Source organism: Ornithinibacter aureus (assembly GCF_009858245.1).
GTDB lineage: Bacteria > Actinomycetota > Actinomycetes > Actinomycetales > Dermatophilaceae > Fodinibacter > Fodinibacter aureus.
The window spans coordinates 3,618,414-3,643,297 of the sequence record NZ_VMSB01000001.1; the positions used below are offsets into that span (position 1 = coordinate 3,618,414).

Annotated in this window: 19 protein-coding genes; 10 read left to right on the forward strand and 9 right to left on the reverse strand. The window is 71.0% G+C overall.

Going from position 1 to position 24,884, the window contains the following annotated elements; all coding sequences use genetic code 11:
• Positions 1–42: 42 nt before the first annotated feature.
• Genes C8E84_RS17280 through C8E84_RS17295 form a run of 4 tightly spaced genes read left to right on the forward strand, consistent with a single transcriptional unit; the run spans position 43 to position 4,217 of the window.
• Positions 43–537 (forward strand): single-stranded DNA-binding protein, encoded by a 495-nt coding sequence (locus C8E84_RS17280; protein WP_159904143.1) that lies wholly within the window; start codon positions 43–45, stop codon positions 535–537.
• Between the two features lie 58 nt (positions 538–595).
• Complete coding sequence (gene ettA, locus C8E84_RS17285) at positions 596–2,278, forward strand: energy-dependent translational throttle protein EttA (protein WP_159904145.1); 1,683 nt, start codon at positions 596–598, stop codon at positions 2,276–2,278.
• Complete coding sequence (locus C8E84_RS17290) at positions 2,275–3,258, forward strand: glycosyltransferase (RefSeq protein WP_159904147.1); 984 nt, start codon at positions 2,275–2,277, stop codon at positions 3,256–3,258. The genes ettA and C8E84_RS17290 overlap by 4 nt, the downstream gene beginning before the upstream one ends.
• A complete protein-coding gene (locus tag C8E84_RS17295; protein ID WP_159904149.1) occupies positions 3,255–4,217 on the forward strand; it encodes an NAD-dependent epimerase/dehydratase family protein in 963 nt (320 codons plus the stop codon). The genes C8E84_RS17290 and C8E84_RS17295 overlap by 4 nt, the downstream gene beginning before the upstream one ends.
• Positions 4,218–4,254: 37 nt before the next feature.
• Here C8E84_RS17295 and C8E84_RS17300 read toward each other — a convergent pair whose 3' ends face one another.
• On the reverse strand, positions 4,255–4,995 hold the full coding sequence (locus C8E84_RS17300) for a class I SAM-dependent methyltransferase (protein ID WP_159904151.1): 741 nt from the start codon (positions 4,993–4,995) through the stop codon (positions 4,255–4,257).
• 75 nt (positions 4,996–5,070) lie between these two features.
• Positions 5,071–5,751: a TetR/AcrR family transcriptional regulator gene (locus C8E84_RS17305; protein WP_246197013.1), complete on the reverse strand. Its 681-nt coding sequence runs from the start codon at positions 5,749–5,751 to the stop codon at positions 5,071–5,073.
• A gap of 87 nt (positions 5,752–5,838) precedes the next feature.
• Here C8E84_RS17305 and C8E84_RS17310 point away from each other — a divergent pair, with 87 nt between their 5' ends.
• On the forward strand, positions 5,839–6,984 hold the full coding sequence (locus tag C8E84_RS17310) for an acyl-CoA dehydrogenase family protein (RefSeq protein ID WP_159904155.1): 1,146 nt from the start codon (positions 5,839–5,841) through the stop codon (positions 6,982–6,984).
• Between the two features lie 33 nt (positions 6,985–7,017).
• Here the strand turns inward: C8E84_RS17310 and C8E84_RS17315 are convergent, their stop codons facing one another.
• Positions 7,018–7,692 carry a lysoplasmalogenase gene (locus C8E84_RS17315; protein WP_159904157.1) on the reverse strand — a complete coding sequence of 225 codons (675 nt, stop codon included), beginning with the start codon at positions 7,690–7,692 and terminating at the stop codon, positions 7,018–7,020.
• 17 nt (positions 7,693–7,709) lie between these two features.
• Positions 7,710–8,465, reverse strand: coding sequence for a 3-oxoacyl-ACP reductase FabG (fabG, locus tag C8E84_RS17320; RefSeq protein ID WP_159904159.1), 756 nt, complete (start codon positions 8,463–8,465; stop codon positions 7,710–7,712).
• Between the two features lie 162 nt (positions 8,466–8,627).
• Here fabG and glgX point away from each other — a divergent pair, with 162 nt between their 5' ends.
• The 3 genes from glgX to treZ are packed head-to-tail and all read left to right on the forward strand — an operon-like array spanning position 8,628 to position 15,204.
• Positions 8,628–10,778: a glycogen debranching protein GlgX gene (gene glgX, locus C8E84_RS17325; protein WP_159904161.1), complete on the forward strand. Its 2,151-nt coding sequence runs from the start codon at positions 8,628–8,630 to the stop codon at positions 10,776–10,778.
• 5 nt (positions 10,779–10,783) lie between these two features.
• Positions 10,784–13,258 (forward strand): malto-oligosyltrehalose synthase, encoded by a 2,475-nt coding sequence (gene treY, locus C8E84_RS17330; protein ID WP_159904163.1) that lies wholly within the window; start codon positions 10,784–10,786, stop codon positions 13,256–13,258.
• Positions 13,259–13,287: 29 nt separating this feature from the next.
• Positions 13,288–15,204, forward strand: a complete 1,917-nt coding sequence (gene treZ, locus C8E84_RS17335) for a malto-oligosyltrehalose trehalohydrolase (protein ID WP_425495971.1) — start codon at positions 13,288–13,290, stop codon at positions 15,202–15,204.
• On the opposite strand, the gene C8E84_RS17340 is transcribed toward treZ, so the two are convergent.
• Positions 15,181–16,194 carry an acyl-CoA thioesterase gene (locus C8E84_RS17340; protein WP_246197015.1) on the reverse strand — a complete coding sequence of 338 codons (1,014 nt, stop codon included), beginning with the start codon at positions 16,192–16,194 and terminating at the stop codon, positions 15,181–15,183. The genes treZ and C8E84_RS17340 overlap by 24 nt on opposite strands.
• Positions 16,195–16,259: 65 nt before the next feature.
• On the reverse strand, positions 16,260–17,741 hold the full coding sequence (gene yczR / locus C8E84_RS17345) for a MocR-like transcription factor YczR (protein WP_159904165.1): 1,482 nt from the start codon (positions 17,739–17,741) through the stop codon (positions 16,260–16,262).
• A gap of 63 nt (positions 17,742–17,804) precedes the next feature.
• Between yczR and yczE the strand changes: the two genes are divergently transcribed.
• A complete protein-coding gene (gene yczE / locus C8E84_RS17350; protein ID WP_159904167.1) occupies positions 17,805–18,575 on the forward strand; it encodes a membrane protein YczE in 771 nt (256 codons plus the stop codon).
• Here the strand turns inward: yczE and C8E84_RS17355 are convergent.
• Together C8E84_RS17355 and C8E84_RS17360 are read right to left on the reverse strand one after the other, a co-directional pair.
• A complete protein-coding gene (locus tag C8E84_RS17355; RefSeq protein WP_159904169.1) occupies positions 18,524–20,695 on the reverse strand; it encodes a RecQ family ATP-dependent DNA helicase in 2,172 nt (723 codons plus the stop codon). The two genes, yczE and C8E84_RS17355, sit on opposite strands and share 52 nt — an antisense overlap.
• A gap of 42 nt (positions 20,696–20,737) precedes the next feature.
• On the reverse strand, positions 20,738–21,256 hold the full coding sequence (locus C8E84_RS17360) for a nitroreductase family deazaflavin-dependent oxidoreductase (protein ID WP_159904171.1): 519 nt from the start codon (positions 21,254–21,256) through the stop codon (positions 20,738–20,740).
• A gap of 80 nt (positions 21,257–21,336) precedes the next feature.
• Between C8E84_RS17360 and C8E84_RS17365 the strand changes: the two genes are divergently transcribed.
• Positions 21,337–23,058 carry a serine hydrolase domain-containing protein gene (locus C8E84_RS17365; RefSeq protein WP_159904173.1) on the forward strand — a complete coding sequence of 574 codons (1,722 nt, stop codon included), beginning with the start codon at positions 21,337–21,339 and terminating at the stop codon, positions 23,056–23,058.
• Here C8E84_RS17365 and C8E84_RS17370 read toward each other — a convergent pair.
• Positions 23,004–24,407 (reverse strand): serine hydrolase domain-containing protein, encoded by a 1,404-nt coding sequence (locus tag C8E84_RS17370; protein ID WP_159904175.1) that lies wholly within the window; start codon positions 24,405–24,407, stop codon positions 23,004–23,006. The genes C8E84_RS17365 and C8E84_RS17370 overlap by 55 nt on opposite strands.
• Positions 24,408–24,884: the final 477 nt, after the last annotated feature.

Genomic DNA, 24,884 nt, shown 5'->3' on the forward strand with positions numbered 1-24,884 from the left:
CTGGGGAGTCCCGAGATGCGGGGCACCGAAGGAGGGTTCGCGATGAACGAGACCTATGTGACCATCCGGGGACGGCTCGTGGCCGACCCGACGGTCCGCACGACCAAGACCGGGTCGCCGATGGCGACGTTTCGCGTCGCGACGTCGGCGCGCAAGCCGGTGCAGGGCCAGCCGGGGGTGTGGGAGGACACCCCGACGAGCTTCTACAGCGTCACCACGTTCCGGGCGCTCGCCGCGAACGTCGGGGTCTCGCTGCGCAAGGGGCAGCCGGTGACGATCCACGGCCGGCAGCACATCACCTCGTACGTCAGGGAGGACGGCACGACGTGGTGGGACGTCGAGATCGTCGCGGATGCGGCCGGCCACGACCTGACCTACGGGACCGCGGCGTTCGCCAAGGTCGGCCGCCCCGGCGAGGTCGAGGGGTCTGCGGCGCGACCCGAGGTCACCCCCGAGGAGTCGGAGGGTGACAGCAGCGGCGAGCCCTACTTCTCGGCAGGGCCGTTGGTCGCGCCTGCGGACGAGTACGCAGCCTGAGGGCTCGCGCAGGCCTCGGATTCGGGCGGGGGCACTGGTGGTCGATAGCCTGTGCCCCATGCCCGAGTTCATCTACGTCATGTCCCGCGCCCGCAAGGCGCACGGCGACAAGGTCATCCTCGACGAGGTCACCCTGTCCTTCCTGCCCGGCGCCAAGATCGGCGTCGTCGGTCCGAACGGTGCGGGAAAGTCCTCGGTGCTGAAGATCATGGCCGGGCTGGACCAGCCATCGAACGGCGAGGCCCGGCTCACGCCCGGGTACTCGGTCGGCATCCTCATGCAGGAGCCCGAACTGAACGAGGAGAAGACCGTCCTCGGCAACGTTGAGGAGGGTGCCGGAGAGATCAAGGCCAAGCTCGACCGGTACAACGAGATCTCGGTGCTGATGGCCGACCCCGACGCCGACTTCGACGCCCTCATGGCCGAGATGGGCCAGCTCCAGGAAGCCATCGACGCTGCTGACGCGTGGGACCTCGACTCCCAGCTGGAGCAGGCGATGGACGCCCTGCGCTGCCCGCCGCCGGACGCTGACGTCACGGTGCTCTCCGGCGGTGAGCGTCGCCGCGTGGCCCTGTGCAAGCTGCTGCTGCAGAAGCCCGACCTGCTGCTCCTCGACGAGCCGACGAACCACCTCGACGCCGAGTCCGTGCTCTGGCTTGAGCAGCACCTCGCTGCCTACCACGGTGCCGTCGTCGCCGTGACCCACGACCGGTACTTCATGGACAACGTGGCCCAGTGGATCCTCGAGCTCGACCGTGGCCGCGCGTACCCGTACGAGGGCAACTACTCCACGTACCTGGAGAAGAAGCAGGCGCGACTCGAGGTGCAGGGCAAGAAGGACGCCAAGCTCTCCAAGCGACTGGCCCAGGAGTTGGAGTGGGTGCGCAGCAACGCCAAGGCCCGCCAGACCAAGTCCAAGGCCCGCCTCGCCCGCTACGAGGAGATGGCCGCTGAGGCGGACCGCACCCGCAAGCTCGACTTCGAGGAGATCGCGATTCCTCCGGGGCCACGGCTGGGCAGCAAGGTCATCGAGGTGAAGAACCTGCGCAAGGGGTTCGGCGACCGCGTGCTCATCGACGGGCTGTCCTTCACCCTGCCGCGAAACGGCATCGTCGGAGTGATCGGCGCGAACGGTGTCGGCAAGACCACGCTGTTCAAGACGATCGTCGGGCTCGAGGAGCCGGATGGGGGAGTGGTCGACGTCGGGGAGACCGTCAAGATCTCCTACGTCGACCAGAGCCGCGGTGGTCTCGACCCGGAGAAGTCACTGTGGGAGACCGTCTCCGGAGGCCACGACTACATCAACGTCGGCCAGGTCGAGATCCCCTCGCGGGCCTACGTCAGCCAGTTCGGCTTCAAGGGCCCGGACCAGCAGAAGAAGGCCGGCATCCTCTCCGGTGGCGAGCGCAACCGGCTCAACCTCGCGCTGACCCTCAAGGAGGGCGGCAACCTCCTGCTCCTCGACGAGCCCACCAACGACCTCGACGTCGAGACGTTGGGGTCCCTGGAGAACGCGCTGCTCGACTTCCCCGGTTGCGCCGTGGTCATCAGCCACGACCGCTGGTTCCTCGACCGCGTGGCGACGCACATCCTCGCCTACGAAGGTGACGAGGAGAACCCCGCCAAGTGGTACTGGTTCGAGGGCAACTTCGAGGCCTACGAGGAGAACAAGATCGAGCGCCTCGGCGCCAACGCCGCCCGCCCGCACCGGGTTACCTACCGCAAGCTGACCCGCGAGTGACCGGACCACACCAGGTCTCCGTCGTCATCCCCGTCTACCAAGGGGAACGGACGCTGGCCGCTGTCGTCGATGAACTGGCGGCATCGGTCGAGGTTCGGGTGTCGCCCGGCGGCCGCGAGTACCAAGTGGCCGAGGTGCTCTTGGTGCATGACTGTGGTCCTGATGCGTCCGACGACACGATCCGTGCACTCCGTGCGGCCCACGACTGGGTTCGCCCAGTGTGGTTGAGCCGCAACTTCGGCCAGCACGCCGCGACCCTGGCAGGAATCGCCGCCTCTGGTGGTGAGTGGGTCGCGACCATGGACGAGGACGGACAACACGACCCGGACGCACTCGGGGCGCTGCTGGACACGGCCATGGACCAGCATGCTGACGTCGTCTACGCCAAGCCGACCAACGAACCACCCCACGGGCCGCTTCGCAACCTTGCCTCCCGGGGAGCCAAGGGGGTGGTCGAGCGCCTCACCAAGGGTGCTCAGGCCTCGGACTTCAACAGCTATCGGTTGATCGTCGGGGAGGTGGCTCGCTCCGTCGCCGCCTACGCCGGCCCGGGAATCTATCTGGACGTGGCGATCTCGTGGGTTGCCCGACGTGCCGTCACCTCGCCCGTCGAGATGCGTCGCGAAGGGGATCGACCCTCCGGGTACTCGATGCGAGCGCTGGTTTCGCACTTCTGGCGGCTGGTGCTCTCCAGCGGAACCCGACCCCTGCGCTGGGTCAGCGTCCTCGGCGCGACTGCGGTGCTGCTCGCCCCGGTCATCGCGCTGGTGCTGCTCATCGGCAAGGCGACGGGCTCCTGGGACGCGCCCGGGTGGACCTCGACGATGATCCTGCTCATGGTCGCCACGGGTGTGATCCTGTTCTCGCTCGGGGTGATCGCCGAATACGTCGGGATGGCGGTCAACATGGCCATGGGCAAGCCGCTCTACCTGCCGGTCCGCGACCGGCGTGACGGGCCCCTTGGCCGCGACGCCAGATGAGCACACGACCGACCCCGCCGCTCACCTTGGTCGTTGGGGCGGGGGGTCTCGTCGGTCGACACCTCGTCAGGGCACTGGAACAGGCGCACCACGAGGTGCTCGTGGCGTCGGTGCCTTGGGGTGACGAGGGCGAGAGCATCTCGGCTCTGCTCCTCACGCTCGACGTTTTCAGCCAAGCGCGACGGGGCCGCCCGTGGTCGGTCGCTTGGTGTGCTGGCGCCGGAGTCGTCGCGACGCCGGAGGATACCCTCGCCGCTGAGGTCGGGGTCTTCGACCGGGTCATGGGCGCGTTGGCTGCGTCGGTGGGTCCGGAGGAGGACGGCGTCGCCTTCCTCGCGTCATCAGCGGGTGGCGTCTATGCCGGTGCGACAGGGGCTCCGTTCGACGAGTGGACCGACCCGGCCCCGCTCGTCCCCTACGGCCGGGCAAAGCTGGCCATGGAGAAGGTCGTTCACCAGGTGGCGTCCCAGACCGGCGTTCGCGCAGCCATCGGCCGACTCGCCAACGTCTACGGACCAGGCCAGACCCTGAGCAAACCGCAGGGTCTGCTGTCGCAACTCTGCCTCGCCGATGCGACGGGGCGACCGCTGCCCGTCTACGTGTCCATGGACACGATTCGCGACTACCTCTACGTCGAGGACGCGGCGACCATGATCGTCCGCTGCCTCGACCTGATCCGTGAGGAGTCACGCGGCACCGTTGTGACGAAGGTGTTGTCCTCGGGGAGGCCGGTGACCGTCGGTCACCTCATCTCAGAGGCACGGCGCGTCTTCCACCGCCCGCTGCGGACCATTCCGGTGGGAGGAGCCGGAACTGGTCAGGTGCTCGACCTCCGACTGGCCTCCCGCGTCTGGCCTGATGTCGATGCTCTCGCGTCGACCCCGCTGCCCGCTGGCTTGTCGCGCACGGCCGCCGATGTGAGGGCTCGCGTGGTGAGTGGTGGACCGCTCGACCCCTGAGATGACTCGCAGGGTGTGGGGTCAGTGCCTCCAGGCATCAGCCGATGCGGGTGGCGGCGAGGAAGACCGACGATCCGAAGGGGAGGTCAGCGCGGGAGAGGATGTGCCGGTCTAACCGTGACATCGCCAACAGCGCGTCGTTGAGCGGCTTGGGTACAGACGGCACCTCGACGACGTCGACGGCACCCTGCTCACCTTTCCGGCGCAGCTTTCGCGCCACCCGTTCGGCCGCGAACATCGGGAAGACAGAGGCGAAGCCGTGGGTGACACGTTGAACGCTGAAGCCGGCCGCTTCGACAGCAATGCGAGCCCGCGCCCGCGTATAGCGGCGGTGGTGGCCGTTGGCGACGTCGAAGTCACTCCAGGCCCACGTGTACGCGGGCACGGACATGACGAACCGACCGCCCGGTTTCAACACCCGACGAACCTCGGCCAGCGCCTGACTCTCGGGGTCACAGTGCTCGATGACGTCAAACGCCGAGACCGCTTCAAAGGTCTCGTCGGCAAAGGGCAGTGCGAGCGCTGACCCACAGACCCCGTCGCTGCCCAAGCCGCGTGGATCGATGTCGAGCGAGACGGTGCGCGCAACGGCATCCCGAAGCCAGCCAGCGCTGGGACCATCAGCGCTGCCGAGGTCGAGGGTGAGCCCAGCCCCCTGCACATGAGAGCGCAGCGCGGTCTCGAGGAGGTCAGCGCGAGCGACGTACCACCAGTAATCGGGCACCTCGATGGAGGGGGACCCCCCGTGTCCGTGGGCCGACCGTGCGTGGCTTTTCACTGACTCAGCCTATCTACGGGCGCTCCAGTCCTCACAGCCGCACTCGGCGCCGGGTGACCGGCTGCAGCCCATCGTTCACGACAGGACCGAGGCAGCGAGCGCCTCACCGGGACGCACGAGCCGAAACGCGAGCTCGCCGTACGTGGCCTCGATCGCGGCGGGGGTGCGGCGCACGTCGGGGGTGTACCAGCGGGCGACGTCGATGGCCATCGACAGCAGCGCGAGCGCGGTCGCGGGAACGTCGGTCACCGCGAACTCCCCGGTGTCCACCCCGTCGCGCAGCACACCGGCGACGACCTGGTCGATCTCCTTGCGCAGCCCGAGCACGGCGTCCCGGTGCTCTGGTCGCAGGTGGCGGAACTCGAACTGGACGATCCGACCGAGTTCGTAGTGCTCCGCGTGCCAGCGCGAGAAGCCGCCGATGATGGCGCGCAGCGCCTCAGTGGGGCTGTCCGCCGCAGCGGCCGCCTCGACGAGCAGGTCGCGGGCCCGCTCGTGACCGCGCCGGCTGAGCTCGAACAGCAGCACCTCCTTGGAGGTGAAGTGCACGTAGACCCCGGCGGGGGACAGGCCCGCGCGAGAGGCGATGTCCCGCGTCGTGGTCGCGTGGAAGCCGCGTTGGGCGAAGGCGTCAGCAGCGGCGAGCATGATCCGCACCGCGGTGTCGCTGACGTCGCCGACCGCGCTCTGGCGTCCGCCCGCGGGGGCGAGGGCAGCGAGGAGGGTGCTCTCGCTCAGGGGTGTGGTGCTCGGCACGGTTGACAGCATGCCGTACGCACGCAAAACTAAGCAAGCGCTTAGTCAACGTCGATCCGGATCTGTGATCCGCCCGGAGGAGCCAGCATGCCCCGCAACATCTACGGTCCCGAGCACGAGGACTTCCGAGCCTCCGTGAGCGAGTTCGTCGAGCGCACGCTCAAGCCGCGCGCCGAGCAGATGCTCGAGGTCAAGTCGATCGACCGCGACATCTGGAAGGAAGCCGGCAGCCAGGGTCTCTTCGGCCTGGACATCCCCGAGGAGTTCGGCGGCATGGGTGCCGAGGACTACCGCTTCAACGCGGTCTCCGCCGAGGTGATCAACGGCTTCAACGCCGCCGTCGGCTCGTGCTTCGGCATCCACAGCGATGTCTGCCCTCCCTACATCGTCGACCTGGGCACCCAGGAGCAGAAGGAGCGCTGGCTGCCCGCGATGGCCGCAGGCGAGAAGATCTGCGCGATCGCCATGACCGAACCCGGGGGTGGCTCCGACCTCGCCGCTCTCAAGACCAACGCCGTGCGCGACGGTGACGACTGGATCCTCAACGGCAGCAAGACCTTCATCACCAACGGGTACCAGGCCGACCTCGTCATCGTCGCCACTCGCACCGACCCGACCAAGGGCGCCAAGGGGATCACCTTGTTCATGGTCGAGGACGGCATGGAGGGCTTCACCCGCGGTCGCAAGCTCGACAAGGTCGGCCAGGAGGAGTCCGACACCGCCGAGTTGTTCTTCCAGGACGTGCGCGTGCCCGACAGCAACCGCATCGGCGACGAGGGCATGGGCTTCATCGCGATGATGCAGCGACTGCCCCAAGAGCGCGTCGGCGCCGCTGCCGCCAACGTCGCCCACGCCAAGCAGATCCTCATGGAGACCATCGAGTACGCCAAGGAGCGCAAGGCGTTCGGCCAGGCGATCGGCTCCTTCCAGCACAACAAGTTCAAGCTCGCCGAGATGGTCACGGCGATCGAGGTCGCCGAGGCCTACGTCGACGACTGCATCGAGGCACACGCCAAGGGTGAGCTGACCGCGGTCGACGCGGCCAAGGCCAAGTGGTGGAGCGCGCAGGTGCAGAACGACGTGCTCGACCACTGCGTGCAGATCTACGGCGGGTACGGCTTCATGAACGAGTACCGGGTCGCCCGTGCGTGGCGTGACGCCCGCGTGACGAAGATCTGGGCCGGCTCCAACGAGATCATGAAGGAACTGATCGGCCGCGACCTCGGCCTGTAAGGCTGGGCCGCACGCACACCGGATGCCGTCCGCTCACCGTGAGCGGGCGGCATCCCCCGTCGTGAGGACACCGACGACGATGAGCGACTGCGCGGTCAGGTAGGTGGCCATCACCCAGAAGCCCTGACCGGGCAGGTCGAAGCCGTCGGCGAAGGCGTTGAGGGCGATCAGGCCGTCGGAGACGAGGAAGAGCGCGCCGCCGATCGCGGTCGGCAGGTTCACGCCCGTCGCCAGCACGGCCATCGTGCCCAGCAACGCCCCGTAGACGAGCACCGGAACGAGCATCCCCGCGGCCCCACCGACGCACGCCACCACGAGCGCGACGACCACGGCGACGTACCCCAGGAGCAGCGGGCGCCGCACGTTCAGCACGCTGCGGTCACGGAAGGGCCAGAACGCCACGACGTAGGCGATCTGCGCGAGCAGGAAGAAGCCGATCATGACGAGGAAGGCGGTGTCACCCTGCGTCAGCTTCGGTGCGCTGTCGCCCAGCCACGACAGCCCGAGGGCCACGAGGGTCAGCGTGACCAGGCGGCCGCGCGGGGCCTCGGTGTTCAGCCACAGCGCCGCCGCCAGCAGCGGCATGAGGAGCACCTGGGTCGCGTCGGCCACGTCGTCGGCACCGGTCAGCTGGGCACCGAGGTGCAGCACGGCGACGGTCACGAACAGGCCGACGACTCCGCCGACGAGGGGGGTGCGCGCACGCACGGCAGCCTCCGCCCGGATCAGTCGAGCGGCCCGCCGGCGACGTAGATGACCTGGCCGGAGACGAAGCCGGCCTCCTGCGACACCAGGAACGCGATGGTGGCGGCGATGTCCTCCGGCTGGCCGACCCGCTGCACCGGCACCTGCGACGCCGCGTGCGCGAGGAACTCCTCGAACGGCACCCCGATGCGCTCCGCCGTCGCCGCGGTCATGTCGGTCTGGATGAACCCCGGCGCCACCGCGTTCGCGGTCACCCCGAACCGACCCAGCTCGATGGCAAGGGTCTTGGTGAAGCCCTGGAGCCCCGCCTTGGCCGCGGAGTAGTTGGCCTGCCCGCGGTTGCCCTGCGCCGACGACGACGACAGGTTGACGATCCGGCCGTACTTCTGGGCCGTCATGTGGGCCTGGCACGCGCGGGTCATGAGGAAGGCGCCCTTGAGGTGCACCGCCATCACGGCATCCCAGTCGCCCTCGGTCATCTTGAAGATGAGGTTGTCGCGGATGATCCCGGCGTTGTTGACGAGCACCACCGGCGGGCCGAGCTCGTCGGCCACGCGGGCCACACCCGACTCGACCTGCTCGGCGTCGGTGACGTCGACGCCCAGGCCCAGGGCCGTGCCGCCCTCGGCGCGAATGGCGTCGGCAACGGCCTCGCAGGCAGCCTCGTCGAGGTCGAGCACGGCCACGGCGAAACCGTCACGGGCCAGTCGGGTGGCGGTGGCCGCCCCGATGCCGCGAGCTGCTCCGGTGACGACGGCGACGCGTTGGTTCTCCATGTCCCGAACCCTACCGAGGAGTACGTCGGATGCCGGACTCGGCCGAACGTTTTCGCGCTGTCGGTTCCGACGGGTAAGTTTGAAAGAACCCGCGGGTGGCTCGTGTGCCCCCGTGAGCCCAGCACCGTCGCTGGTTTTGTGACCACCCACGGAAGGCAACCAGTGCAGATCTGGCCCGGTACGGCATACCCCCTTGGCGCCACCTATGACGGCAGCGGCGTGAACTTCGCCCTGTTCAGCGAGGTCGCAGAGCGGGTTGAGCTCTGCCTCATCGACGACGAGGGAGTCGAGACCCGCATCGACCTGCCCGAGGTCGACGGCTTCGTCCACCACGCCTACCTGCCCGGGATCTCTCCCGGTCAGCTCTACGGATTCCGGGTCCACGGCCCGTTCGACCCCGCCAACGGTCACCGCTGCGACCCGAGCAAGCTGCTCCTGGACCCGTACGCCAAGGCCATCGAGGGTCAGGTCACCAACGACCAGGCGCTGTTCTCCTACGACTTCACCGACCCGACCCAGCGCAACACCGAGGACAACCTCGGCAAGACGATGCTCTCGGTCGTCATCAACCCCTACTTCGACTGGGGCCACGACCGGCCGCCGCGCCACGAGTACCACGACACCGTCATCTACGAGGCGCACGTCAAGGGCCTGACGATGACCCACCCGGAGGTGCCCGAGGAGATCCGCGGCACCTACGCCGGCATCGCCCACCCGGCGATCATCGACCACCTCACCACCTTGGGCATCACGGCGATCGAGTTGATGCCGGTGCACCAGTTCGTGCAGGACACCTCGCTCCAGGCCAAGGGCCTGACCAACTACTGGGGCTACAACACCATCGGCTTCCTCGCCCCGCACAACGGTTACGCCCGCGGCCGCCGTGGCGAGCAGGTCACCGAGTTCAAGGCCATGGTCAAGGCGCTGCACGCCGCCGACATTGAGGTCATCCTCGACGTCGTCTACAACCACACCGCCGAGGGCAACGAGTTCGGCCCGACGCTGTGCTTCCGCGGCATCGACAACGCGGCCTACTACCGCCTCGTCGACAACGCCAAGGAGCACTACTACGACACGACCGGCACCGGCAACAGCCTGCTGATGCGCCACCCGCACGTGCTCCAGCTGATCATGGACTCGCTGCGCTACTGGGTCACCGAGATGCACGTCGACGGCTTCCGCTTCGACCTCGCCGCCACCTTGGCCCGCCAGTTCCACGAGGTGGACAAGCTCTCGGCGTTCTTCGACCTCATCCAGCAGGACCCGGTCATCAGCCAGGTCAAGCTCATCGCCGAGCCCTGGGACGTCGGCGACGGTGGCTACCAGGTCGGCAACTTCCCCCCGCTGTGGACGGAGTGGAACGGCAAGTACCGCGACACCGTGCGCGACTTCTGGCGCGGGGAGCCCCGCACCCTCGGGGAGTTCGCCTCGCGCCTGACCGGCTCCAGCGACCTCTACGAGCACAGCGGCCGCAAGCCGATCGCGTCGATCAACTTCGTCACCGCCCACGACGGCTTCACCCTGCGCGACCTCGTGTCGTACAACGAGAAGCGCAACGAGGCCAACGGCGAGGACGGCAACGACGGCGAGAGCCACAACCGCTCCTGGAACTGCGGCGAGGAGGGGCCGAGCGAGAACCCCGACGTCATCGCCCTGCGCCTGCGCCAGCAGCGCAACTTCCTCACCACGCTCCTGCTCAGCCAGGGCGTGCCGATGATCGCCCACGGCGACGAGATCGGCCGCACCCAGCAGGGCAACAACAACGTGTACTGCCAGGACAACGAACTCGCCTGGGTCGACTGGGACCTCGACGAGACCCAGAAGGAGCTCTACGCCTTCACCGCGGCACTCACCACCCTGCGCCGCGAGCACGCGGTGTTCCGCCGGCGCCGGTTCTTCGCCGGCAGCGCCGACCACGGCGGCACCTCCGAACTCGGCGACATCGCCTGGTTCCAGCCCTCTGGTGAGCTGATGGGGGAGTCGGCCTGGGCCAATGACGAGGCCAAGACCGTCATGGTCTTCCTCAACGGCCAGGCCATCCCCAGCATGGACTCGCGCGGCCGCCGGGTGCTCGACGACGACTTCCTCGTCATCTTCAATGCCCACCACGAGGCCGACTCGTTCGTGCTCCCCGATGCCGAGTGGGGTGAGCACTGGGTCGCCGAGATCGACACCGGTGCCGACGTCGTCGACCAGACCTGGCACGACGCCGGCAGCGAACTGGTCGTGGCCCCTCGGTCGGTGATCGTCCTGCGCAGCCCGCGTGAGGCGCCGCCGCAGCCTTCCGGAGCCGCGACCGCCACGCGGGTGTGATCGGCGTGAGCGAGGCGAGCACGGCATCCGCGCACCGGCCGAACCCGGCGCGGGTGGTGCCCACGTCGACCTACCGCCTGCAGATCCACGAGGGGTTCACCTACGACGACGCTGCCGGGCACACCGAGTACCTGTCCTCGCTCGGTGTCTCGCACGTCTACCTCTCACCCGTGCTCCAAGCGGCGCCGGGCTCGATGCACGGCTACGACGTGCTCGACCACACCCGGATCAGTGAAGCGGCCGGTGGCCGGGGTGGCTTCGAGCGTCTGGTCACCGCGTGCCGCGCCGCGGGGCTCGGCATCATCGTCGACGTCGTGCCCAACCACATGGCGGTGCCGCAGCCGGCCCACCTCAACGCCCCGTTCTGGTCGTTGTTGCGGGAGGGCCGCCGCTCGCCGTATGCCGGGTGGTTCGACGTCGACTGGGTCGCCGAGGACGACCGGCTCCTGATGCCGGTGCTCGGCGGGACGCTCCAGCAGGCCCTCGAGGCCGGAGAACTGGTGCTCGCCGCGGACGGTGGGCCGACGGCATCCGACCCGGTCCTGCGCTACTACGACGCCGAGTTCCCCGTGGCGCCCGGCACCGAGGGGCTGCCGCTGGCCGAGCTCGTCGACGCGCAGGCGTACCGCCTGTCGAGCTGGCGCGAGGCGGGGGAGGCGCTGAACTACCGACGCTTCTTCGACGTCACCTCGCTCGTCGCGGTGCGCGTCGAGGACCCCGTCGTGTTCATGGCCACCCACGCCCTGCTGCTCGCCCTGCACGGGCACGGCGCGGTCGACGGCTTCCGCATCGACCACCCCGACGGGCTCGCCGACCCCGGCGGCTACCTCGACCGGCTCGCTGACGCCACGGGGGACTCCTGGGTTGTCGTCGAGAAGATCCTCGAGGGTGACGAGCAGCTGCCCGACTCGTGGAGGTGCGCCGGCACGACCGGCTACGACGCGTTGCTGCGGGTGCAGCAGGTGCTCACCCCCTCGGCGGGGGCTGCGGTGCTCGACCGGCTGTGGGCGCAGGCCGCGCCCGAGCGCGGGTCGTTGGACGACGTGGTCGCCGAGGCCAAGCGCCTCGTCGTCGACGACGTGCAGGCCGCCGAGGTCGACCGGCTCATGCGGCTCGTGCGGCGCATCCTGCCCGACCTCGACCAGGCGTCGGCCCGGCGCGCGCTCGAGGCCCTGCTCGTCGCGATGGACCGCTACCGCGCCTACGTCGTGCCCGGGCGTGCCGTGGACCCCGAGCAGGCGGCGGTCATCGAGGCTGCGGCTGGTCGCGCACGCGCCCACCTGGCTCCGACCGACGAGCCCGCGCTCGGCGTGATCGTCGACCTCGTGCTCGACCGCGACCTGCGCGACGCCGCACTCGACACCGGCCCGCTCGCCGACGACTTCCGGGTGCGCTTCCAGCAGACGTGTGGCCCGGTCATGGCCAAGGGCATCGAGGACACCGCCTACTACCGCTGGTTCCGCCTCGCCGGCGCCAACGAGGTCGGCGGACACCCTGACCACCTGTCGATCTCGGCCGAGGAGTTCCACACCTGGTGCGGCCGGCTCGTCGCGTCGTGGCCGACGTCGATGACGACGCTGACCACCCACGACACCAAGCGCTCGGAGGACGTGCGCGCCCGGCTGATGTCGCTCGCCGAGGACGGCGAGGGATGGGCGACGTGGGTTGCTGGGGCTCGTGAGCTGGGGGACGCCCACCGTCCGGCGCTCGTCGACGCGCCCACCGAGTACCTGCTGTGGCAGACCCTGGTCGGTGCCTGGCCGATCACCGGCTCTCGGCTCGAGGGCTACCTGCTCAAGGCCGTGCGTGAGGCCAAGGTGCACACGGCGTGGGTCGACGGCGACACCGACTACGAGGATGCCGTCACCTCCTACGCGCGCGACCTCACCCACGACCCCTTGGTCCAGAGCCACCTGGACGCCTGGACCGTGGCCCACGAACCCTCGGTGCGTGGCAACGTGCTGGCGCAGAAGCTCATCCAGCTGACCATGCCCGGCGTGCCCGACGTCTACCAGGGCTGCGAGACCGTCACGCTCTCGCTCGTCGACCCCGACAACCGTCGGCCCGTGGACTGGACGGACCGCGGCGAACGGCTGGCCCGCGTCGTCGCCGCCGAGCCTGCGCTCGACCTCGACGACGAGAAGATGCGGGTGACCGCCCGCGCGCTGCGCGTGCGCCGCGAGGACCCCGCTGCCTTCGTGGGTGAGGGCACGACGTACACCGGGTTGCCGTGCTCGAGCCCGCACGCCCTGGCCTTCGCCCGCGGTGATGCCGACGGGCTACGCGTGGTCACGGTCGCGACCGTTGCCGCCCGCACGCTTGCCGCTGGTGGTGGATTCGGGGATGCCGTCGTCGAGCTTCCGCCCGGATCGTGGCGCGACGTGCTGGCTGACGGCGACGACGTCATCACCGGGGGCTCGGTGTCGCTGGCGACGCTGCTGGCCCACCGCCCGGTGGCCCTGCTCGTGCGGCACTCGTGAGCGTGGCGAGTCGACCTGGTGCGGGCAGGCTGCCGATCGAGGTCTGGGCCCCGAAGGCCGAGCACGTCGAGATCGAGTGGTCCGTACCGGAATCGACCAACAGGTCACTCGGGGTACAGCCTGCCGACGGGGCTGGCGTACCGGAATCGACCAATAGGTCACTCGGGGTACAGCCTCGACGGGAGTCGATGACTGCACTCGGTGACGGCTGGTGGCGCTGGGACGGGCCGTCCACGGCATCCGAGAGCGAGGGGACGCCGACGGCATCCGACCTCGTCCTCGACTACGCGTTCGTGCTCGACGGTGCCGAACCTCCCGTGCCCGACCCTCGCAGCGCGTGGCAGCCCCACGGCGTACACGCACCGAGCCGCACGTTCGACCCGGCCACCCTGACGTGGACCGACGGCGACTGGCGCGGCCCGAGGGACGGCCAGGGCGTGCTCGGTGGCGTCGTCTACGAACTGCACATCGGCACCTTCACCGCGCGGGGCACCTTCGATGCCGCCATCGAGCGGCTCGATCACCTCGTCGACCTCGGCGTCGACGTCGTCAACGTCATGCCGATCGCCGCCTTCGACGGCCGGTGGGGCTGGGGCTACGACGGCGTCGGGCTCTACGCCGTGCACGACCCCTACGGCGGCCCGGCCGCGTTCGCCCGCTTCGTCGACGCCTGCCACGCCCGCGGGCTCGGGGTCTGCCTCGACGTCGTGCACAACCACCTCGGCGCGAGCGGCAACTACCTCGCCCGCTTCGGCCCGTACTTCACGACCGCGCACAGCACCCCCTGGGGGCCGGCGGTCAACCTCGACCAGGACCACGCCGACCACGTGCGCGGCTTCATCGTCGACAACGCGCTGCGCTGGTTGCGCGACTTCCACGTCGACGCCCTGCGCCTGGATGCCGTGCACGAGCTGCGCGACGCCTCGCCCCGGCACCTGCTCGCCGATCTCTCGGATGCCGTGGCGGCGCTGGCTGAGCACCTCGCTCGCCCGCTCGACCTCATCGCCGAGAGCGACCTCAACGACGTCGACATGATCACGCCGACCGCCCAGGGCGGGCGTGGCATGAGCGCCCAGTGGGACGACGACATCCACCACGCCCTGCACGTCACCCTCACCGGCGAGAGCCACGGGTACTACACCGACTTCGCCGGCGGGGCGGGTCGTGACGAGGCTGGGCCACTCGCCGTGCTCGCGAAGGTGCTGACCTGCGGGTTCCTGCACGACGGCAGCCACTCCAGCTTCCGGGGGCGCCCGTGGGGCCAGCCGGTCGACACCGAGCACGTCGATGCCCGCCGACTGCTGGGGTACCTCCAGACCCACGACCAGGTCGGCAACCGGATGACCGGCGACCGGATCAGCGCCGTCGTGCCGCCCGGGCTCCAGGCCGCCGGCGCCGCGCTCTACCTGCTCGCACCCACCACCCCGATGATCTTCATGGGGGAGGAGTGGGGTGCCTCGACGCCGTGGCAGTACTTCACGAGCTTCACCGACGAGGCCCTCGCGGATGCCGTGCGCGCCGGCAGGCGGGCCGAGTTCGCCAGCCACGGCTGGTCCACCGCCGACGTGCCAGACCCGCAGAGCCCCGCCACGCGGGAGGCCTCGGTGCTCGCCTGGGGCGAGGTCGACGAGGCCGGGCACCGGCGCCTGCTCGACTGGTACCGGGCGTGCATCGCCCTGCGCCGGAGGGTCATCGGTGCGGGTCCGACCCGCCTCGCCGACGTTCGCGTCGACGTGGACGAGGCCGCGCGCACGGTGGTGACGCTCCACGCGCCTGCTGGGCGGACGGCATCCGCCGTCGTGCTCAACCTCGCCGACGACCCCGCCGACGTGCCCCTGCCGCGATCAGGCGGTCGGGTGGCCCTCGCCTGGGACCCTGAAGGCACCACGCTGACCACGGATGCCGTGCGCCTGCCGGGCGGGTCAGCCGCGGTCGTCCTCTGGTGAGGGCACGCGCAACATGCCCTCCTGCGCGACGGTGGCCACGAGGATGCCGCCTTCGGTGAACATGCGGCCGATGCCCAGGCCCCGCCCGCCCTGCGCCGAGGGGGAGTGCTCGGCGTAGAGGATCCACTCATCCGCACGGGCCGGGCGGTGGAACCACATGGCGTGGTCAAGGCTGGCTGCCCGCAGGCCCGGCGTGGTCCAGGTGCGGCCGTGGCGGCGCAGGATCGTCTCGAGCAGCGAGTAGTCGGAGGCGTAGGCCAGCACGGCGTCGTGGATGAGCGGGTCGTCCGGCAGGGTGCCGGTGGCGCGCATCCAGACCCGCTGGTCAGCGACCCGGTCGGTGGCCGGGGTCGCGAAGAGGTTGCCCTCGACGTGCCGCTGGTCGATGGCCCGGCCCTCGGCCATGTGCCGGGCCGCCGGGTGGTCGACGCCCTCGAAGAGCTCGGCCAGGCTCGGGAGCGTGTCGGGGGAGGGGGCCTGCGGGAACGGGTCCTGGTGGTCGAGGCCGGCGTCGGGGTCCTGGAACGAGGCGCTCATCGACAGGATCGGCTTGCCGTGCTGGATGGCGTGCACCCGGCGGGTCGAGAAGGAGCGGCCGTCACGCATGCGCTCGACGCTGAACGTGATCGGCTGGGTGTCGTCGCCGGGGCGCATGAAGTACGCGTGCAGTGAGTGCAGGCGCCGCTTCTCGCCGCCCTCGATGACGCGCACGGTGCGGCCACAGGCGATGACGCCCTGGGCGAGGACCTGCCCGCCGAACACCCGACCGTGCGGCTGCTTCTGGCTCTGCCCGCGGAACAGGGTGATGTCCTCGGCGAAGGTCTCAGGCAGGGGGGTCGGCAGCGTGCCGTCGGCGGTGTCGGCCGTCGACAGGGGCTGCACGCTCATCACCGCCGAGCCGAGCTCCTCGAGGTCCAGGGTGGCCAGGAGGTCGAGGAGCGGTGCGGGCTGCGTGTTCTCAGGGGGCTGAGTCGAGTCGCTGGAGGTCACCGTCGCAACGATATCCGGCGTGGTGGTGGGCGCGGTCAGGCGCGGTCAGGTGTGGTCAGGGGCGGTCAGGCGACGAGCGGCCGTCGTCTCCCGCGTGCGTCCGGACGGGTGGTCGCCGGCGCAGCCACCCTGCCCGACGCTCGGGGAGCGCGTGCACACTCAAGAGCCCCCGCGAGGCGCGCCACGGCATCCACCATGACCTCGGGCGGTAGCACGAACGGCAGGCGGATCCAGCGATCCAGCCCCCCGACGACCGCGAAGCGCGGGCCCGCGGCGACGAGCAGGTCGGCATCCTCGGCGGCCACGGCGACGGTGGTGGCGTCGACGTGCGGCGGCAGTTCGCACCACAGCGACAGCCCGCCGCGCGGCATCCGAAAACCGATCTTCGGGAGGTGAGTTCGCAGCGCGTCGGCGAGGGCGCCCCGTGAGGTGCGCAGGTCGTCGCGGCGCTGCGGGGACAGGCCGGGGTGGGCGCGCATCAGCTCCAGGAGGACGAGCTGTTCGAGCACTGGGGCACCGAGGTCGGTGGTCACCCGGGCCTCGACCAGCGCTGGCAGGGTGCCCTTGGGTGCGCGGATCCACCCGGTGCGCAGGCCTCCCCAGTGCGACTTCGACGCGCTGCCGACGCAGATCGCCCGCGGGTCGTGGGCGGCGAAGGGTAGCGGCATCGGATCCGCGTCGTCGAGGTCGACCTCGACGATCGTCTCGTCGATGACGGGGATCGTCGCGGATGTCGTGAGCGCGCGGGCGAGCATGGCGCGCGCGTCGTCGCTCATCAGGGCGCCGGTGGGGTTGTGGAAGTCGGGGATGAGCACGGCCAGGCTCGCCCCGGCGGCACGGATGGTGCGGGCCGACTCGGTGGCGTCCCAGCCGTCGGGGTCGATCGCCAGCGGGGTGAGCCGGGCGCCCGAGCGGCGCAGGGCGTCGATGGTGTTGGGGTAGGTGGGGCTCTCGACGACGACGCGGTCACCGTGGTGGAGCAGCGCCCGCAGCACGATGCCGATGCCGGCGACGGCGCCCGAGGTGACGAGGACGTCGTCGGGGCTGGTCGGCAGCCCGCGCTGGGTGTAGCGGTCGGCGATGACCTCGCGCAGGTCCGGGATGCCGAGGGTCAGGTAGCCGGCCCCGGCCAGGTGTTCGGGGAGTTGGGTGACGGCTCGTTCGTAGGCCTCGACGACACCCGCGGGGGCGCGGGTGGCCGCGCAGGTGAGGTCGATGACGCCCTCGCCGGGGTCGGCGGGGAAGAGCGAGCCGGCAGCACGCACCCGGCTCCCGGAGGGGAGCGAGGCCACGGAGCCCGAGCCGCGGCGTGAGGTGAGGTAGCCGGTGTCGCGCAGCACGGCATACGCCCGGGTCACCGTCGTGCGGCTGACGTCGAGGGATGCCGTGAGCTCGCGCTCGCTCGGCAGTCGGGTGCCTGCGGCGATGCGGCCGTCGGCGATGGCCAGGCGCAAGGCGTCGGCCAGGGCGCGGTAGGCGGGGCGTCCCGGGGCGAGGGTGCCGACGAGCCGGGCGGTGCGTGCTGCGGAGACGGAGTGCGTCGACATGGTGGCCACTCTTGCACGATTGGCTATCGAAGTGAAGGCCACTTCTGGGGCATGCTGGGGTGCATGACCCCGATCCAGGCCCTCCGTCGCGGCGCGAGCCGTCGTGTCGAGCTCGTCCCGATGAACCCGATCGAGCAGCTGCGTGCCGGTCGCCTGCCGCACCGGGTGGCCCAGCTGCTCGTCGGGCTCGTGCTGTTCGGCATCTCGATGGCGTTGCTGCTGCACGCCGACCTGGGTCTCGAGCCGTGGGGGGTGCTCCAGTACGGGCTGATCCAGCACATCCCCATGTCGTACGGGCTCATGAGCATCGTCGTGTCGTTCGTCGTGCTGCTCCTGTGGATCCCGCTGCGCCAGTGGCCGGGGCTCGGGACGGTGCTGAACGCCGTCGTCATCGGGCTCGCGATCGACGCCACGCTCGCCGTGGTGCCAGCCATCGAGGGACTCGGCTGGCGGATCGCGGTGATGCTGCTCGCGATCGTCGGCAACGGGGTGGCGGGGGCCATGTACATCGGCAGCCAGCTCGGGCCGGGCCCGCGCGACGGGTTGATGACCGGCCTGGCGCGGCGCACCGGGCGCTCGATCCGGCTGGTGCGCACGTCACTCGAGGTGACGGTGGTCGTGCTCGGCTTCGCCCTCGGCGGCATCCTCGGTGTGGGGACGGTGCTGTACGCCCTGCTCATCGGCCCGGTCGTGCAGTTCTTCCTGCCGGTGCTGACCGTGCGAGTGCAGCCGCCCGCAACGGCGACAGACGGTGAGGGAGCGGCCTCGGCCCAGGAACCCGCTCAGCCGTCGACGGCGAGCGCGAAGGGCAGCACCGCCGGAACCCCGGCCTGACGCAGCGCCCTCCCTGCGACGGTGAGGGTCCACCGCGATGACACGAGGTCGTCGACGAGCAGGACCGGGCCGTTGACACCGGCCAAGGGCGCCGCCAACTCGGGGCCGACGACGAAGCGCTCCCAGACACCCGCGAGCCGGAAGGCGCTGTTGCCGCCGGGCTCCCCGATCGGGCCTCCGTGGGCGAGGTCCAACGCCCCGAGCAGCGGCAACCGACCGATCTGCGCCAGCCCCGCGGCCAGCGAGGTCACGAGGGTCGGGTGTGAGCGCGACGGCACGGCCACGACCGCGACCGGTCGCTGCGCCCAGGGCCACTCGGCCAGAACGGGCACGCACGCCCGAAGCAGCTCAGCACTGGCCGGGCTGTCGTCACGCAGCACCTCACGCAGGCGCTGACCCCACCCGAGGTCGGACAGGCGGGCCAGCGCGCGCCCGGGCTGGAGCGAGTCGTCGGCGCTGATCGTGCCCTTGACCGGCACCCCGATGCGGTCCATCCCCGTCGGCCACTGCACTCGCGGCTCGAGGTCGACGCCCGCGCGGGTGAGGCGTTCGCGCGCGGCGCCGACAACGGCATCCGGCACGCTCGTGGGGTACCAGGGCCCAGCGCAGCCGTCGCAGCGCCCGCACGCGACGGCGGTGTCGTCGTCGAGGGTCTGCTGGAGGAAGGCCATGCGGCAGGCGTCGCTGCGCTCGTAGTCGATCATCAGCTGCTGCTCGGCTCGGCGGGCCGCAGCGACCCGTTCGTAGCGCTCGGCGTCGTAGGTCCACGACACCCCCGTGGACACCCACCCGCCCGACACGCGCTGCACGGCACCGTCGACGTCGAGCACCTTGAGCAGCAGCTCCAGGCGGGTGCGCCGCACGTCGACCGCGGTCTCCAGGGCGGCCGTCGACAGGGCGCGACCGGCGGCGGCCAAGGTGTCGAGCACCTTCTGTGCCTGCTCCTCACGCGGCATCGACACCGACGCGAAGTAGGCCCAGATGTCCTTGTCCTCGAGGCCGGGCAGCAGCAGCACGTCGGCGCGCTCGGTGGCACGCCCGGCACGGCCGACCTGTTGGTAGTACGCCACCGGTGAGCTCGGTGCCCCGAGGTGCACGACGAAGCCGAGGTCGGGCTTGTCGAAGCCCATCCCGAGTGCCGAGGTCGCGACGAGGGCCTTGACCTCGTTGCGGCGCAGCGCCCCCTCGAGGCGCTCGCGGTCGGCGGGGTCGGTGCGGCCGGTGTACGACGCGACCGCGATGCCGGCCTCCGACAGCGCCGCCGCGACGTCCTGCGCGGCCGAGACGGTCAGCGTGTAGACGATCCCGCTGCCCGGCAGCTCGTGAAGGTGCGCGACGAGCCAGCCCAGGCGCTGCTCGGGGGACATCGAGCGCAGCACCCCGAGGCGCAGCGAGTCACGGGCCAGACCGCCGCGCACGGTGAGCACCGAGCGGCCGCCGACCTCGAGCTGCTCGACGACGTCGGTGACGACGCGGGCGTTGGCGGTGGCGGTGGTCGCCAGCACCGGGGTGTCGGCCGGAAGCCCGGCGAGCAGGTCGCGGATGCGGCGGTAGTCGGGGCGGAAGTCGTGGCCCCAGTCGCTGACGCAGTGGGCCTCGTCGACCACCAGCAGCCCGCACCGGCGCGCGAGGTCGGGCAGCTGCTCGTCGCGGAACCTGGGGTTGTTCAGCCGCTCGGGGCTGACGAGGAGCACGTCGACGGCATCGGCCGCCAGCGCCGCACGCACCTCGTCCCAGTCCTGGGCGTTGGCCGAGTTCATCGTCACCGCCCGGATGCCGGCCCGCTCGGCGGCCGCGATCTGGTCGCGCATGAGCGCCAGGAGCGGGCTGATGATGACGGTCGGCCCGGCACCCTCCGCCCGGCGCAGGGCGGTCGACACGAAGTACACGGCCGACTTGCCCCACCCGGTGCGCTGCACGACGAGCACCCGTGACCGATCGGCCACCAGCGCCGAGATGGCCTCGAGCTGCCCGTCCCGGAAGTCGGCGTCGTCACGCCCGACGAGCCGGCGCAGCGCTGTTCGCGCGGCGTCGGTAAGCGCGGCGGAGGGGGCAGCGGGTGCAGCGGGCGGTGCCACTGGAGCGGGGGGTGAGGTCACGGCATCCGTCGGGTTCGTCATGATCACCCCACCGTAGGTGCAGTCACCGACAGCGGCGGCTCGTCATCCACAGGGCTCGAGGACGAAGATCCGCACGGTCCGCCCGGAGATGCGCGCCAGGTACTTCGGGTAGCCGACGTAGATCGTCGCAGCCGTCGCCAGCACCTGCGCCCGCTCGGCCTCGGTCGCCGCGCGGGCGACGACCTCGACCTCGCGGTCTCGGAAGGCCACCGTGGCGGCCGGGTTCGCCTCGAGGTTCAGCGCCCACGTCGGCGTGCTCGGCCCGCCGAAGTTCGTGCCGAGCAGGGCCAGGGTCGCCTCGTGGGGGATGGCGACGAGCTGGGTGTGCCGCCGCGTCCCGGTGCGCCGGCCCGTCGTTGTCAGCGCGATGATCGGAAGCCCGGCCAGCATCTCGATCGCGGTGGTGCGGCCCCGGCTGAGGCGGGCGACGGTGCGGTCCATGGCGGGCAGGTAGCGCGCCAGCAGCTTCGATCCGACGCGCGCGGATCCCGCCCGACGCACCCCGCGCTGAGCCGGGTTCGGTGTGGTGATGCGGTAATCGAGGTCGGCTGCGAGTCCCACGGGTGGACGGTAGCAAGCGTTGACACGGCCGGCGGCCAAGCCCGAATCTGGGAGGGGCCTTGAGGCAGCGAGGAGTGCGCATGCGTGTTCGATCGTCGCAGGGGGAGTCGTCGGTGCGCTCGGTGCGCTCGGTGGGCCGAGCGGCGACGGCCCTCACCGCGGGTGTGGTGCTGGTGCTGGGAGGCGGCCTCGCCACGGCATCCGTGATGGTGGCGGGTGCGAGCGCCGGTGCGTCCCCCGTAGTGAGCGGGCCCGACAGCGTGACCGCGCAGGAACCCGTCGTGAACGAGGCCCGCCTCGCGGAGGTCGAGGCCTACTTGGAGCGGGAGCGGCGCTCGCTCGGAGTGCCGGGGTTCGCCGCGGCCCTCGTGGTCGGGGACCATGCCGTGCTCGAGGTGGGGCTCGGGACAGCGGACGAACAGGGCAACCCGGTGGCTCCCACGACCCCCTTCCTCATCGCCTCCCTCGCCAAGTCCGTGACCGCGATCGCCGTCCTGCGCCTCGTCGACGACGGCCTGGTCGGCCTCGACAAGCCCGTGACGACCTACGACCCCGAGCTGGCGCCCGGTGGTGACAGCGTGACCGTGGCCGACCTCCTCCACCACCGGGCGGGGCCGACGACCAGCGACGGGCTCGAGTCGTTCGGCGGGGACGTCGGGGCCAGCGTGGAGCTCAACGCGCTTCGTCTCGCGGACCGGCTCCAGCCATCGGACTTCACCTACACGAATGCCGGTTACGACGTCCTCGCGCTGCTCGTGGAGCGAGTCAGTGGCCGGGGCTTCGAGGACCATCTGCAGGACGAGGTCCTCGGGCCACTCGGGATGACGGCGACGACCACGGATGCCGGGCTGGCTGCGGGCGCCGGCCTGGCCACCGGGCACTACCGCTGGCTGGGCCTGGGGTACCGGCCCGTGGAGACGCCCCTGCCCGCCGGCATGGTCGGGTCGTACCGGATGTTCTCGACGGCGCAAGACCTCGGGCGCCTGTTGGCCGCGCACCTCGTGGCACACCCGATTCTCACGGAGAGCTCGTGGCGCTGGCTGCACGAGGGCCGACCCGTCGCTGCCGGAGACCGTGGCGACAGCGGCGACAGCGGCGACAGGGGCGACAGCGGCGACAGCGGCGACAGCGGCGTGAGGTACGGCGGAGGGCTCTTCCTGTTCCCCGCGGACGAGTCGGCGGGACCGAGCCTGGAGGGGCAGCTGGTCCTGTCCCACGACGGCTCCGCCTTGGGGTTCCGGGCGATGCAGTGGCTCCTGCCCGAGGAGGACACCGGCTTCGTCCTCCTCGCCAACGGAAACGACCAGGCCGACGAGTACCAGCTGGTGCGGGTCGCCTACAACGTGCAGCGGCTGCTGTTCGGGGCGCCCCTCGTCGAGCGGACGGCCGAGGTCGACCCTCTCCTGCGGTGGGGGAAACAGGCCCTGGTGCTCCTCGTGGTGGTCCAGCTCACTCTCGGCGCCATGGCGTGGTGGGCGCTGCGGCATCGTCGGGCCGGTGTGGGCGGGACGCGCTCGGGCCGTGTCGTCCTCGCCGTGGCCGCCGTCGTCGACGTGGTGGCCCTCGGGCTCGTCCTGGTGCTCCTGCCGCGGCTGCTCGAGACGCCCCTGCGCGTCGTCCTAGAGGCACCGGACGTCCGCCTGCTCGTCGCCCTGGTGGTGCTCGGGGCGCTGTCCGGCGTCGTGCGCGCCGTGGTGTGGGGGCTGGGCGTGCGTGCCCCGGCGCCTGCCGGCGCGCCGGGTCCCCCTCAGGCCCAGCCGGGCTCGTCCACCCCGCCGGGAACGTCGGCGTCAGCGTCGTAGGGCGTGCGCGTGAAGCGGAACGACGCGAGGTCGAGATGCGAGACGCTGCCGTCGGGTCGGCGCACCACCGTCAGTGGCTCACCCGTGTGGTACCCGTCGAGGCCCTCCCAGGCGTCGGGCCCGGTCCGGCGGAACCGCGAGCCTCGCCCGGCCCCGGGCTCGCCGAGCACGAGGTGCTCGCCGACCATCGTCGCGACCTCGACCGCCGGCCCCCAGTGGCACGTTCCCACGAGCTCGAGCAGCGAGGGGTCGCCCGCGGCTGCCCACGGCGTGACCGGTGCCGGCTCGAGGTCGGCGAGCGTGCTCAGCAGATCCGGGCCGATCGTCTTCGTGACGGGGCTCGCCGTCGTGTTGGTGAGCACGACGACCCCGTCGCCCGGGGCACCCACGGCGGGCGGGCGGCATCCGGATGCCGTGGCGCGGCTGTCGCTGGTCAGCTGGACGCGCAGCCCCGCGAGGAACCCGGGCATGGACCCTCCGTGGCCGGCGTACCGGATGCCGTTGGCGTTCCAGACCTGCCATCCCAGGCCATGAGCCCCCGACCAGGGCTGGCCGGGCTCGTCGACGACGTGGTGCGGCTCGACCATCTCGGCCAGCGTGGCCGCATCGAGCACGCCGTGGGTGTCGCCGCCGAGGAAGGCCGCCCACCGGGCCAGGTCGGTGGCGGTGGTCCAGAGCTGACCCGCGGGGGCCATCGCCCCGGCGTCGTGCTCGGGCTCGGGAAGGAGGACGTCGGCGAAGGGGTGCACCGCGAGCCCCTGCGCGGCGGAGCCGGTGGGGCGGGTCGTCGTGCGCGTCATGCCGAGTGGCTGGAGCAGCTCGTCGTTGACGACGTCGAACCAGCTCTGGTCGTGGTGGACCTCGAGCAGGCGGCCCAGCGCGGCGTACCCGACGTTGGAGTAGTGGAAGCGGCGCCCGGCCCGAAACCGCTGACCGGTCGCGGCGGCCAGGGAGTCCCAGTCGCCGCCTTCTGTGCGTTCCCACCACGGGCCCTTGGTCTCGGCCTGGACCCCGCTCGCGTGGGTGAGCAGGTGCTCGATGGTGACGTCGTCGAGTGCCGTGTGTGGCACGTGGGCGCCGAAACGGTCGGCAAGGTCGAGGCGACCGGCATCCCGAAGGCGCAGGACGCCCACGGCGATGAACGTCTTGGTGATGGAGCCCATCCGGTACTGGGTGTCGGCGTCGGCGCGGCGGCCGCGGGGTCGACCGTCGACCGTGCCGACGGCCCCGCTCCAGACGAGCTCGCCACCACGCACGAGCGCGGCCGTGACCGAGGGCAGGCGGCCGGCGCGCTGGGCCGTGGCGAGCACGTGGTCGAGGCGGGTGGCGGTCGAGGGGAGCAGCGGCATCCGCACAGCGTAGGGCGGCAGGTGCGGGCTGGTAGCTGGAGAGGGGTTGGCGCCGTGGTGCGGGGGGTGCGGGGGGTGCGGAGGGAGGGGGACGGGGGGTGCCGTGGGGGGACGTCCGTATGCTTCACGTGGTGAGCCATCACCCTGGACGGCAGTGAGCGCGGATGATGCCTCTCGCCACGCCGCCAGGCCGGCGCATCGTGCCGGTGAGTGATCCATCCCAAAGATGGATCGCAGGGTGAGCCGCATGGAGGTGGGGTGGTGCGTGCGGTCCATCCCAAAGATGGATCGCAGGGTGAGCCGCATGGACGTGGGTGGCCGTCGGGGTGGCGAGTCGCGGTGACTCACCACGTGAAGCATCCGGACGTCCCCCCAGACCACCCTCCAGCACCCGCCCTCAGCATTCAGGGTGATCCGACCTTTGGGCAGACGGTTACCCCACGTCAGACCCCTTTTCGTCCAATCACGAAGTACGGG

Excerpts from the sequence above, each read along its gene's own strand:
- C8E84_RS17280 (WP_159904143.1), top strand. The coding sequence starts at position 43 with ATGAACGAGACCTATGTGACCATCCGGGGACGGCTCGTGGCCGACCCG.
- ettA (WP_159904145.1), top strand. The coding sequence starts at position 596 with ATGCCCGAGTTCATCTACGTCATGTCCCGCGCCCGCAAGGCGCACGGC.
- C8E84_RS17295 (WP_159904149.1), top strand. The coding sequence starts at position 3,255 with ATGAGCACACGACCGACCCCGCCGCTCACCTTGGTCGTTGGGGCGGGG.
- C8E84_RS17310 (WP_159904155.1), top strand. The coding sequence starts at position 5,839 with ATGCCCCGCAACATCTACGGTCCCGAGCACGAGGACTTCCGAGCCTCC.
- fabG (WP_159904159.1), bottom strand. The coding sequence starts at position 8,465 with ATGGAGAACCAACGCGTCGCCGTCGTCACCGGAGCAGCTCGCGGCATC.
- yczR (WP_159904165.1), bottom strand. The coding sequence starts at position 17,741 with ATGTCGACGCACTCCGTCTCCGCAGCACGCACCGCCCGGCTCGTCGGC.
- yczE (WP_159904167.1), top strand. The coding sequence starts at position 17,805 with ATGACCCCGATCCAGGCCCTCCGTCGCGGCGCGAGCCGTCGTGTCGAG.
- C8E84_RS17355 (WP_159904169.1), bottom strand. The coding sequence starts at position 20,695 with ATGACGAACCCGACGGATGCCGTGACCTCACCCCCCGCTCCAGTGGCA.
- C8E84_RS17365 (WP_159904173.1), top strand. The coding sequence starts at position 21,337 with ATGCGTGTTCGATCGTCGCAGGGGGAGTCGTCGGTGCGCTCGGTGCGC.
- C8E84_RS17370 (WP_159904175.1), bottom strand. The coding sequence starts at position 24,407 with ATGCCGCTGCTCCCCTCGACCGCCACCCGCCTCGACCACGTGCTCGCC.